Source organism: Tessaracoccus terricola, from assembly GCF_054776555.1.
Map to the genome: position 1 here is coordinate 730,533 of NZ_BAAHBS010000001.1, position 12,337 is coordinate 742,869.

The following is a 12,337-nucleotide window of genomic DNA, read 5'->3' on the forward strand; positions in this document are numbered from 1 at the left end:
CCCACTCTACTGTCAAAGTGTGTGACTTTGACAGTCAATTGACAGTCAGTGCCGTGAAGTTTGACAGTTTGTCAGAACGGCGGGTTGGTGAACCTCGAGTAGTGGCCCTGGAACAGGGCGTCGATCTTGCCGGTCTCGCCGTTTCGGTGCTTGGGGATGTGGAAGGCCGCGATCCCGCGCTCCTCGTCGGTGGGGTTCTGGGAGTACATCTCGGGCCGGTGCAGCATCATCACGATGTCCGCGTCCTGCTCCAGCGAGCCGGACTCTCGCAGGTCCGAGAGGGCCGGGATGCCGTCCTTGCGCTGCTCGGTGTTTCGGGACAGCTGGCTGAGCGCGATCACCGGGATCTCGAGTTCCTTGGCCAGGAGCTTGATCTGGCGGGAGAACTCGGAGACCTCGAGCTGGCGCGACTCGACCTTCTTGCCCGACGTCATCAGCTGGATGTAGTCGATGGCGATCAACCGGAGATCGTGGCGCTGCTTGAGGCGGCGAGCCTTCGCGCGGATCTCCATCATCGTCAGGTTGGGGGAGTCGTCGATGAAGAACGGCTTGTCCGTCATCTGCACCGACTTGTCCGTGATGCGCTGCCAGTCCGACTCGTCCATCTTGCCGCCGCGGATCTTCTTCAGCGGCACCGAGGCCTCGGCCGAGAGCACCTTCATCACGATCTCGGTACGGCTCATCTCGAGCGAGAAGAACGCGGTGGCCATGTCGTGGTGGATGGCCGCCGAGCGGCACACGTCCAGGGCGAAGGTGGACTTGCCGACACCCGGGCGGGCGGCGACGATGATCATCTGGCCGCCGTGGAGGCCGTTGGTCATGCGGTCGAACTCGATGAACCCGGTCGGGACACCGGAGAGGCCGTCGCCGGAGTTGGAGATGGCCTCCATCTCGTCGAAGGTCGGCTCCATCAACTCGCGCAGGCTCTTGTAGTCCTCCGAGGACTTGCTCTCCGTGACCTCGAACAGGGTCTGCTGGGCCTCGTCGACGATGTTGTCCACCTCGCCCTGGCCCATGTAGCCGAGCTGGGCGATGCGGATGGAGGCGTTCACGAGCCGGCGCAGGATGGCCTTCTCGCGCACGAGTTCGGCGTAGTAGGAGGCGTTGGCCGCGATGGAGACCGAGGCCAGCAGGTCGTGCAGGTAGACGGCGCCGCCGATCTTGCTGAGCTCGCCCTGCTTGCCGAGTTCACCGGCCACCGTGATCGGGTCCGCGGGCTCGCCGCGCCCGTAGAGGTTGATGATGGCCTCGAAGATGGATTCGTGGTTGGGCCGGTAGAAGTCCACGCCGCGCAGTACCTCGACCACGTCGGAGATGGCGTCCTTGCTCATCATCATGGCGCCCAGGACACTCTGCTCCGCGGCGAGGTCCTGGGGTGGGGTGCGGTCCAGCTCGTTGACCGCCGCGCCGCCGCCACCAGTGTTGATGTGCTGTACCGACATCCTGCGTGACCCTCCTGATCAGTCGTGTTCTATCCGGGCCACGTGTGCCGGAAAAGGCCCACGTTAGTCCACGCCCGGCGACCCTCCCCCATGTCTACCTGTCACCACTGACAAGCTGGGGACAACCTGCCCGGCGGCGTGGATTAGTCTGTTGAAGCGCTGTGGGAAGCGGTGGATTCGCAGGCGTGGGGGCTGTGGAAAGAAGATCCCGACACGCCGGGACCAGCGTTACCGAATCGTTATAAACCATCCGTCGTTGCGCATAGGAGCCTGTGGGGCCGGGGCTGAAGGGCCTGTCATGGCGGTTTCGCTGCCACTTTCGCCACCCTTGGTTTCTCCACAGGGTCTCGGGCGGGTGTGGAGAACCTGATGGCGTGCGGGCCGTCTTGCGTTCATACCCCCTGGGGGTATAGTTGGTTTGAGAGGTGGCACCATCGGCAACGGGTCCCGGACCCAGCCGGCCCCCAGCAACCCCGACGAGAGGAACCAGAGCATGATCACCAACTACACCGTCACCGGAATGACCTGCGGCAACTGCGTCAACCACGTCACCGAGGAGGTCTCCGAGATCCCCGGCGTCAACAACGTCGAGGTGAAGCTCGAGGGCGGCACCATGGCCGTCGAGTCCGAGGCCCCCATCGCCTTCACCGACATCGTCGCCGCGGTCGAGGAGGCCGGCGAGTACGTCGTCGCCCAAGCCTGACAGGAACGACCTTCGCGCCTCCAGCGGCGCACTTAGGAGAGAGTTGTGACCAGCACCACAGAGAAGCCGACGGGCAGTCCCGTCTCGCTCGACATCGAGGGCATGACCTGCGCGTCGTGCGCCAACCGGATCGAGAAGCGGCTCAACAAGGTGGGTGGGGTCACGGCCACCGTCAACTTCGCCACGGAGCGGGCGAGCGTCCGCGCCGCGGATGGCGTCACCACCGAGCAACTCGTCGAGGTGGTGCGCGCCGCCGGCTACGACGCCAGGCCCACCGCCCCCGACGTCGTCCGGCCGGACCAGGCGCAGGTCCTGCGCCCCCGGATGCTGTTGGCGTTCGCGCTCGGCATCCCCGTCGTCGCGGTCTCGATGGTGCCGCCGCTGCAGTTCCCGGGCTGGCAGTGGGCGGCGCTGGTGTTCACCGCCGTGATCGTGTTCTGGTGCGGCCGGTCCTTCCATGCCGCCACCTGGAACAACCTGCGCCACGGCTCCACCACCATGGACACCCTGGTGTCCATCGGCACGATCGCCGCCTTCGGGTGGTCGCTCGTTGCGATGCTCTTCGGCAGCGCCGGCATGATCGGGATGCGCCACGAGTTCACCCTGTCCCTGGGCAGCACCGACCCCCTCGAAGCCATCTACTTCGAGGCCGCCGCGGCCATCATCGCCTTCCTGCTGCTGGGGCGCTGGATCGAGGCCCGCTCCAAGCAGGAGGCCGGTGCTGCGGTCCGGGCCCTGCTCGAGGTGGGCGCCAAGCAGGCCACGGTCCTGCGCGACGGTGCCGAGGTCACCGTCGCCGTCGACCAGCTCGCGGTGGATGACGTCATCGTCGTGCGGCCGGGGGAGAAGGTCGCTGCCGACGGCGAGGTGGTCGAGGGGCACTCCGCCGTGGACGCGTCCATCATCACCGGGGAGTCGCTGCCCGTGGAGGTGGCGCCGGGGACCCAGGTGGTGGGCGGCTCCCTCAACACCACCGGGCTGTTGCGCGTGCGTGCCACCGCCGTCGGCGCCGGCACCCAGCTGGCGCAGATCGCACGCCTGGTGGAGGAGGCGCAGACCGACAAGTCCAACGCCCAGCGCATCGCGGACCGCGTCACCGGCTGGTTCGTGCCCGCCGTGATCGGCGTCGCCGCCGTCACCTTCCTGGCGCACCTGCTCCTCGGCAACGGTCTCACCTTCGCGCTGACCGCCGCCATCGCCGTCCTGATTATCGCCTGTCCCTGCGCGCTCGGGCTGGCCACCCCGTCCGCGCTGTTGGCCGGCACCGGCCGCGGCGCCCAGCTCGGCACCGTCATCCGTGGCGCGCAGTCGCTGGAGAAGGCCAGCCGGATCGACACCATCGTCCTGGACAAGACCGGCACCCTCACCACCGGCACCATGGCCGTGCTGGCCACCGAGCCCGCCGAAGACGTCGCCCCCGAACGACTCCTGGCCGTGGCCGCCGCCGTCGAGGCCGGCTCCGAGCACCCCATTGCACGCGCCGTCGTGGAGCATGCCCGGGCCTCCGGGGCCGACGGCGCCCGTGCCGAGGGCTTCCGGATCATCGCCGGCCAGGGCGTCACCGCCCGGGTCACCATCGACGGCCGCACCGGCGACGCTCGGGTGGGCAACTCCCGGCTCGTCACCAACGCCGAAGCCGCCGCCAGCGACGTCGTGGGCAGCGAGGTGCTCGTCTCCCTCGACGGCAGCTACCTCGGTCGCATCGTCGTCGGGGATGAGCTCAAGCCCGGCGCGGCCGCCGCCGTCTCCCGGCTGCGCGAACTGGGCCTGCGCCCCGTGCTGCTGACCGGCGACAACCGCCACGCCGCGCAGAAGGTGGCCGACGAGGCGGGCGTCACCGACATCCACGCCGACGTCCTCCCGCAGGGCAAGGCGGAGGTGATCGCCGAGCTCCGTGCCGAGGGCCGCAACGTCGCCATGGTGGGTGACGGCGTGAACGACGCCGCCGCCCTCGCCAGCGCCGACCTCGGGATCGCCATGGGGCAGGGCACCGACGCCGCCATCGCCGCCAGCGACATCACCCTGATGCGCGACGACCTCGCCTCCGTCGTCGATGCCGTGCGCCTCTCCCGCGCCACGGACCGCACCATCAAGTCCAACCTCGTGTGGGCGTTCGCCTACAACGTCGCGGCCATCCCGATCGCGGCAGTGGGCCTGCTGACCCCCATGATCGCCGGCGCGGCCATGGCGTTCTCCAGCGTCTTCGTGGTGCTCAACAGCCTCCGGCTGAAGGCGTTCCGCGCCGAGCAGCGGTAGCCTCCGCCGGCCTGGCCTGCGGATGGGGCGCTCGGCTCCGTCTGCACCCGGGGCGTGATGCTGAGAGATTCTCAGAAAGAGTTTGGGAATCCCTCAGGTTCGGGTTAACCTGATACGGCCGGACGACTCCGGCACCCCCTCAGATTCACTGGAGTAGTACCCGTATGGCCAAGAAGATCTGGATCCCCGTGGCAGCCGGCGTGGCAGCGCTGGCGCTCGTCGGCACCGCCGGCGTCGCCACGGCTCTGCACAAGAACGACGTCGTCCTCGTCGTCGACGGCGTCGCCACCTCGATGGCCGTCCGTGAGGACACCGTCGCCCAGGTCCTCGAACTCGAGGGCATCACCATCGGCGAGCACGACGTCGTCCTGCCCGCGCAGGACTCCAAGGTCACCCAGGACCTGGAGATCACCGTCAACTACGGCCGCCCGCTGGAGGTCACCGTCGACGGTGAGAAGCGCGAGGTCTGGACCACCGCGCAGACCCTCGACGAGGCCCTCAGCTACCTGAACCTCAACGCCGACGACTCCAAGTACTCCACCTCCCGTTCCTCGGCCATCGGCCGCGAGGGCCTGTCCGTGGAGATCGCCACCGCCAAGGACGTGACGCTCACCGTCGCCGGGCAGCCGTCGCAGCTCACCATCGCGGGCACCGTCGGCGACGTGATCGCCGAGGCCGGCATCACCCCTGACGACGACGACAAGCTCACCCCCGCCGCGGACACGGTGCTCGAGGACGGCATGGAGATCGTCTTCGTCGACGTCGAGGCCAAGGCCCGCACGGAGATGACCCCGATCGCGTTCGAGAAGCACGAGGTCAAGTCCGACGAGCTGACCAAGGGCACCCAAAAGGTCACCACCAAGGGCGTCGAGGGCTCCTTCCGCGAGACCTGGACCGACACCTACGAGGACGGCGTCCTGGTGGACTCCACCCTCGCGGAGAAGGTCGTCTCGGTGCAGCCCGTGCACCAGGTGACCACCGTGGGGACGAAGGTGGTCCAGGCCCCGGCCGCAACCAGCTCCTCCTCGTCGTCCTCGTCCTCCGGCGCCGGTCTGGACCTGTCCCGGGAGGCGATGTGGACCCGGATCGCGCAGTGCGAGTCCACCAACCGCTGGAACATCAACACCGGCAACGGCTACTACGGCGGCCTCCAGTTCGACCTGCAGACCTGGCGCTCCGTGAACGGCCAGGACTTCGCCGCCTACCCGCACCAGGCCACCCGCGCCGAGCAGATCACCGTCGCGAATCGCCTCTACGCCAAGCGCGGAACCCAGCCCTGGAGCTGCGCCTGAGGAAACCACCATGGTTTTTGACCGCATCTCGCGGTTCAATTGAGCTGTCGGGCCCCGGCGAGTGTTCCCCCGCACCGTCGGGGCCCGGCTTATCCGTACGAGAGTGCGGAGGAGGCACTGCCCACGAAAGTGGTGCAGTGCCTTCCTGTTTGCCTCACGGCACCTGCCGCAGGGCCTCCTCCATCGTCTCGACAATGGCGATGGTCTCGGCCAGTGGCAGCAGGTCCGACTCGCGGCGTCCATCGGTCACCAGCCGCGCGAAGTGCGCTGCCTGGAACGCCAGCCCCTCATGTCCCCGGATCTCCGGCTCGGCCGACCACTCGGGCTCGCCCTCGCGCGGCACCCAGCGGATCGGCGAGGGCCCGTAGAAGCCGTTGGCCAGCTCGACGGTGCCGTCCGAGCCACTGATCGCCCCGCGGGTGGGAGTGCGGGAGTGCAGCGTGGTGTTCAGCAGCGCGTGGGCGTGCGGGTGGTCGGCGTAGCCGTCGAAGACCATCGAGACCTGCCTGTCGACGCCCGTCTCGGCCCGGGTGCCGGTCGCGTTGACCCTGCCCGGGGTGCCCAGGACGAACGACGCGAACGAGACCGGGTAGACGCCGAGGTCCAGCATCGCGCCGCCGGCCAGCGCGGGGTTGTAGAGGCGGTGCTGCGGGTCCAGGGGGAAGTACTGGCCGTGGTCCGCGGTGAGCACCTCCAGCTCGCCGAACGCACCGTCGGCCAACAGCTGTCGGATGATGTCGTAGTGGGGAAGGAAGCGCGCCCACATCGCCTCCATGAGCGTGACGTCGGCCGCGCGGGCGGCCTCCACCACCCGTCGGGCCTCCACCGCGGTGGGCGTGAACGCCTTCTCCACCAGCACGTGCTTGCCGGCCGCGATCGCCAGCAGCGCCTGCTCCGCGTGGTGGCTGTGCGGGGAGGCGACGTAGACGGCGTCGACGGCGTCGTCGGCCACCAGTTCCTCGTAGGAGCCGTAGTGGCGTGGGATCTCGAAGCGGGCCGCGAACTCGGCCGAGCGCTCCGCCGAGCGGGAGCCGACGGCGACGATGTCTTGTCGGGTGTGCTTGCGCATAGCGTCGGCGAAGGCGTTCGCGATCCCGCCCGGGGCGAGGATGCCCCAGCGGATGGCAGGCGCCTCGGAGGGGTGCGGGGTGCGGGGCAGCGGAAGAGTCATGGGACGAGACTATGCAGTGTTCGTGGACGCGGGCAGGGTGCCCACCAAACGGGATCTCCGGCCCTCGCAAGGCGAGGCGTCACCGCGGGGTCCGTGTGGCCCGCCGGGGCCGTGCCAGCAGGAGGATGGCGGTGCTGCCGCCGAGCAGCGGCAGGATCCACCACGGCACACTCGTGCGGGTGCCGTCGGAGTCCCTGGTCCTCCTCGGGAACGTCGGCGGAGGCGCTGGTCATGTCACTTCCCTCGTCCGTGGCGGCACCGGGCCCGGCCGCATTGCCGGACCGGTGGAGGACGGGTCCCCGGGGGTGGTCCGGGGACCCGTCGTCGGGCGGGGAAACCAGGAGGGCTCGCGCCCAAGGGGATCTGGTTCCTCCAACCAGTCAAACGAGTGGGCCCGCAGAATCTGTCGCGGGTTCCTCGGGAGGCCGTCTACGAGACGGGCCACGGGTGGGTCGAGGGGCTCGGCGCATGCTGAGGCTGCGCGTGTCCGGGGCCGGCTGCGGTGCTCGGCCGGGGTCGTGCGCACTGGAGCCTCCTTAGGACGGCGGAGAGGTACGTCTCGACGATGAGGCGTGTCGCGGGGATTCAGTACGACCACTCTAGGAGTTGAGTCTGACTCGATGGGGGAGCAAGTTGGAGTTCGGCATGTTGCCGAAGCGGACGGCGGACTCGGCGATGCGTTCGGCGCCGGAGCCGACGGCGACGATCTCATGGTGGGTGTGCCGGGCGACAACAGGGGCGCTGGCTGCCCGTTTCGGGCGCTTCCCACGGTGCAAGGACGCCGCTGCCCCGGCGACAGCCCCACTTGGGTGCGCGGGGACCGTCGCCGGGGCAGCGGTGCCGGGTCAGCGCTGGCCCGGAGGGGTCCAGCCGCCCGGCCGGCCCGTGGAGAACTCGGATCCCCATTCGCTCTTGGCAGCCTCGTCCATGACCCAGCCGTCGAACGTGCGTGCCGTCACCGTGACGTCCTCCTTGCTCCGGTAGGTTCCGGCATCGACCACCTCGCCTCCGACGAGGTACTCGACGCCCTGCGTGGCGGGGATGACGTAGCGGTCCTGGCCGCGTCCCGGCTCGTCGACGAACTCCGGGGCTGCCGGCGTCACGACGACGGGTTGCATCGCGAACAGCGAGAACGTGAAGACGGAGTAGCCGTAGTTGCTGGCACGCTCCACGCCCTGCATCCTCACGTACTGCACCGGCCCGGTCTCCTCCAGGGCCACGACGTCCGTGGCGCAGGTCGACTCCGAGACGTCGGCGACGTCGGTCCAGTTCTGGCCGTCGCTGGAGGTCTGGATCTTGTAGGCCGCGGCGCAGGCTCCGTCGACCTCCCAGGACAGCCGGGCCAGGTCCGCACGGATCGGCCTGTCGAACTCGAGCTGCAGCCACTCGTCGTCGCTGCGCCATGAGGAGAAACGTGTGTGGACGTCCCCGTCGATGGCGTACTGCGGCTGGAAGTCGACCCTGTCGTACTCGACGGAGGATGCAGCAGTGCTGCTGGCCGTCCGTGCGAGGTCCTCGACGGCGGGCACACCCATGGGCATGAACTCGAAGATCGAGTACCCGTAGTTCGTCCTGGCCTCTACGCCCTGCATGCGGACGAAGAGAACCGGCTCGTCCGCGGGGATGTCGATCACCTGTGGCGTGATGCAGGCGTTGCCTTCGTCCACGCCCGAGAACTCGGTGCTGGTCCAGTCGGCGCCGTCGAGCGAGGTCTGGATCTGGAAGGTCGTGGCACAGGCACCCTCCCAGCGGATCTCCACCCGCGGCACGACGCTGGGCTCGGCCAGCTCCACCTGCAGCCACTCGTCGTCGTGCAGCGAGGGGTCGCTCTTCGTGTACTGGGAACCCCATCGCTCGTCGATGACGCCCTTCGGCAGCCACGTGCTGTCAATCGCGTTGGCCGGGCGGAACTTGTCCTGGTCTCCGTAGGCGCTGGACGCGGACACGTTCGATCCAGCGGCCAGGTTGCGGACGTTCCCGTCGAACAGGTCCCAGTTGCGCACCCGCAGCAGGGCATCCACGGCGAAGCGGTCCAGGACCTGGTCGGCGAGTTTTAGGCGGCCGGCGTAGAACAACTGGTCCTTGCCGATCACCGTGCTCTGGGCGCTCACCATGGTTGCCTCGGCGGTATCGGCGGTTGCTGCGGCGGCGTCGAGGTCACCGTCCACGGCTGCGGCCAGGGCGTCGAGTACCTGTTCCAGGACGAGTCCCCACCCATTGGTGGCGTCCAGCCAGGGTGCGGTCTCTTCCAGGAACAACTGGTCGGAGACCCCGGCCCGGATGGTGACGGGGGCGGCCTGCATCGCGGCCGCGACGGTGCGCAGTCCTGCGATGGCCTCGGCGTGCCTGCCCCGTGCCCAAGCGTCCTCGAACTCGGCGATCTTGCGGGTGAGCTCCGGTGCCGGTGGCAGCCAGCCCGGTCCCTCAGCGTCGGCGCACTTGGGCGTGCAGCCCGGACCGAAGGAGTTGAGGTCGAACAGCAGCATCAGCGCGTCCGCCGTCGCGGCGTCACCGGCGGCCAGGTACTCGGCGGCCCGGCGCGACGAGGCGGCGGGGTCGTAGGCGGCGTCGTTCCAGGTGAAGTCCGCGATGGTGAAGAGGGCCGGCTTGCTCGCTGCCGGGTAGTTCATGGGGTTCGACGCGATGCCGTCGAGGACCTTCCCGAGCCCCGCCTCGCGCTCCTGGTAGGGGGCGAGCAGGAGCCGGCCGGCGGCCCGCTTAAAGTCGTTGACGGGGTAGTTGTCCCAAAGGAAGGCCTGCGTGCCGTAGACGTCGAGGAAGTCCTGTGCATCGTCGACGCCGATGTGGACGGGGACGGTTGCGGTGCCGGTCCACATCACCACGACGTCCTTGTCGAGACCCGTGCGGTAAGCAGTCTTGTACGGGCTCTCGGTGACGTTGTTGTACTGGGTGGGCACGGTCTGCAGCGGTTCCACATCATCGCGGGTCCCCACGAACTCGGCGTTGAGCCGGTTTAGGAGTTGCACCTGGGCCGCACCGTGGGTGCCGGCCGACGGGTTGCCGAAGGCCTCCTGGTCCGCGTCGCAGTGCCAGGAGCTGAGCGTGATGTCGTCGAGCGGGACGGAGAAGGACCTCACGCCCACGGCGTATGCCTGGTCCAGCTTGGCCACAAGCGCCTCATAGTCACTCTCGGAGGAGTAACAAATCGACTGGCCGGGGGAGAGGGCGAACGTGAAGTGCACGTGGTTCCCATCCGCCGCCGCCACCAACTCGCCGATCTCGGCGATCTGGTCGGCCGGGTACGGGTCGCGCCACTGCGCGCGGTGATAGGGGTCGTTCTTCGGGGCGAAGATGTAGGTGTTGAGTTTCGTGTCGCCGTAGAACTCGAACTGGTCCAGCCTGCCCGCGTGGCTCCAACGGGGGCCGTAGAAGCCCTCGACCGTGCCACGCAGCGGCATTGCCGGGTGGTCCTGAATCCTGGCCTCTGTGGCTGTGGCCGCGCCGTCGTCCCCGCTTGCCAACAGCTGCCGCAGCGTCTGCACGCCGTAGAACTGGCCGGCGCCGTCGCTGCCAGCCACGACGATGGTCCGGCTGTCGGCGTCGACGCCGAGTGCGTAGGCCTCGTCAGCGTCGGGAACAGAAAGCTGCAGCCCATCCAGTCCGGCGGCGACGGAATCGTCACCGCGGTCTCCCAGCACCACCAGCACGTCTTCCGCCGCTGGGGACCGGGTGGCTTCCCGCACTGTCACCCCATGGTCCCCCAGGAGCGCTCGGAGCTCGGCCAGCGCGGGTCCGTCGACGTCGGGGGAGGTGGTCAGGAGCACCTCGGCAGGTAGCTGGAGGGTGGCACCGGAGTAGGTGGCCTGTTGCGGCACCGGGGACACGGCAGGTTCCACCGCCTCGCCCGGTGGGTCTGCGGCAGCCGGGGTGGAGGCATCGGGGGCGGCGATGCCGCCAAGGGCCAGGGAAGCGCATGCAGCGAGCGCCAGCAGCGGGCGCCAGCGGTTGTGCTTGGTCGGGGTCTCAGTCACTGGGATCTCCTTGGGAGAGCTGGGAGGCACGCTCGACGACGAGGTGCCGCACGGAATCCGCAACGCCACTCTAAGGAGCTGTCCGTGAATAGCGGGGGACTCCGGAAGAATTGGGCATGCTGCCGCTGGAAAGTGAACGGCGGTGCTGCGCGAAAGCGTTTAGGCGGCGACGGCGTCCCGCATGACGGCGACCTCACCGTAGAGCCGCAGCATCTCGGCGGCCTGGGACTCGATGCTCCACTGGGAGGCCAGCCGCTTCGACGTCGCGGCCGCCCCAGCCAGCCACTCCTCGTCGTCCAGGCGGTTGATCACGCGGAGCAGGGCGGCAGCCATCGAGGCGGGGGTGGGGCGTGCGAGTTCGCCGTTGACGCCGGGTTCGATCACCAGCGTCAGGCCCGGGTCGACCGAGACGATCGGCAGGCCCGCGAGCGCGGCCTCGTGCAGGACCAGCGCCTGCGTGTCGGTCTGGCTGGGGAACGCGAACACGTCGGCCATCTGGTAGAACGCGCCCAGCAGGTCGCGCGGCTGCTCGCCCGGCAGGATGACCTTGCCGGTGGCGCGGGCGTCGGCCAGAACGCGCTTCACGCGGGGGTGCTGCTGCCAGTCGCCCACCACCATGAGACGCGCGTCGGGACGCTGCGTGGCCACCAGCGAGAACGCGTTGACCAGCAGCGGCAGGTCCTTCTCCGGGGCGATCCGGCCGGCGTAGAGCACCAGCGGACCGTCCGGCTTCGGGATCGGGGGCGGGCCCGGCGGCAGCGCGTCCACGCCGTTGGGCACGACGACGACGTTCGCCCCGGGCGCGATCTCCCGGCAGCGCGCCGCGGTCTTCGGCGACGGCGAGGTGATCAGGTCCGCGGTTTCCAGCATCTTCTGGCAGATGCCCAGCAGCGACGCCGTGGACTTGCCGCGGTCCTCGAACCGGATGACGGCGGCGCGCAGGTCCTGCGAGTCGAACAGCTCGCCGCGGGACAGGCCCATGAACGCCTTCACCACCTGCGTCAGCAGCGGCAGGATAGCTGCGTAGTGGTTGGCGTAGGCGTCGAAGTCCGTGTGCCAGGTCAGCATGAGCGGGATGCCCAGGCGCTTGGCCGCCCACACGCCCAGCACCCCCACCGGCCCGAAGCCGTGGACGTGGATTACGTCCGGTTTGATGCGGCCGATCTCTTCGATGGTGCGCTCGAAGTGCCGCCCATTGGCCACGCGCGTCGGCAGGCTCGGGACCCGCACCGACGGCAGCCGGATCTCAGTGCGGCCCTCGCGCCCGAAGTGCGGGTTGGGGCCCTTGGCGCGGGGAGCGACGACGACGGTCTCATGGCCCGCGTCGAGCAGGTTGCCCTCGAGCTGTTGCACCGCGAACATCAGGCCGTTGCTTCCGGGACCGTAGTTGTCGGTGAACTGGGCCACCTTGAGCCGACGCGACGACGCACCGGGTGAGAAGTGGCTGGTCACGTGGTCACTGTACCGAACGGGGTGCCCGA

At 69.0% G+C, this 12,337-nt stretch carries 7 protein-coding genes; 3 read left to right on the forward strand and 4 right to left on the reverse strand.

Going from position 1 to position 12,337, the window contains the following annotated elements:
• Positions 1 to 71: 71 nt before the first annotated feature.
• Positions 72 to 1,442 (reverse strand): replicative DNA helicase, encoded by a 1,371-nt coding sequence (dnaB, locus tag ACYU7G_RS03235; RefSeq protein ID WP_461104706.1) that lies wholly within the window; start codon positions 1,440 to 1,442, stop codon positions 72 to 74.
• 493 nt (positions 1,443 to 1,935) lie between these two features.
• On the opposite strand from dnaB, the gene ACYU7G_RS03240 reads away from it, so the two are divergent.
• From ACYU7G_RS03240 to ACYU7G_RS03250, 3 genes are all read left to right on the forward strand, one after another.
• Positions 1,936 to 2,145 carry a heavy-metal-associated domain-containing protein gene (locus tag ACYU7G_RS03240; RefSeq protein WP_461104708.1) on the forward strand — a complete coding sequence of 70 codons (210 nt, stop codon included), beginning with the start codon at positions 1,936 to 1,938 and terminating at the stop codon, positions 2,143 to 2,145.
• A gap of 45 nt (positions 2,146 to 2,190) precedes the next feature.
• Complete coding sequence (locus ACYU7G_RS03245; protein WP_461104710.1) at positions 2,191 to 4,401, forward strand: heavy metal translocating P-type ATPase; 2,211 nt, start codon at positions 2,191 to 2,193, stop codon at positions 4,399 to 4,401.
• Between the two features lie 164 nt (positions 4,402 to 4,565).
• Positions 4,566 to 5,693 (forward strand): transglycosylase family protein, encoded by a 1,128-nt coding sequence (locus ACYU7G_RS03250; protein WP_461104712.1) that lies wholly within the window; start codon positions 4,566 to 4,568, stop codon positions 5,691 to 5,693.
• 154 nt (positions 5,694 to 5,847) lie between these two features.
• On the opposite strand, the gene ACYU7G_RS03255 is transcribed toward ACYU7G_RS03250, so the two are convergent.
• The 3 genes from ACYU7G_RS03255 to ACYU7G_RS03265 all read right to left on the reverse strand — a co-directional run bounded on the left by ACYU7G_RS03255 (position 5,848) and on the right by ACYU7G_RS03265 (position 12,308).
• Entirely contained in the window at positions 5,848 to 6,864 is a 1,017-nt protein-coding gene (locus ACYU7G_RS03255) for a Gfo/Idh/MocA family protein (RefSeq protein ID WP_461104714.1), read from the reverse strand.
• Positions 6,865 to 7,709: 845 nt separating this feature from the next.
• Positions 7,710 to 10,856 (reverse strand): beta-N-acetylglucosaminidase domain-containing protein, encoded by a 3,147-nt coding sequence (locus ACYU7G_RS03260; RefSeq protein WP_461104716.1) that lies wholly within the window; start codon positions 10,854 to 10,856, stop codon positions 7,710 to 7,712.
• A gap of 159 nt (positions 10,857 to 11,015) precedes the next feature.
• Entirely contained in the window at positions 11,016 to 12,308 is a 1,293-nt protein-coding gene (locus tag ACYU7G_RS03265; protein WP_461104718.1) for a glycosyltransferase, read from the reverse strand.
• Between the last annotated feature and the right edge of the window lie 29 nt (positions 12,309 to 12,337).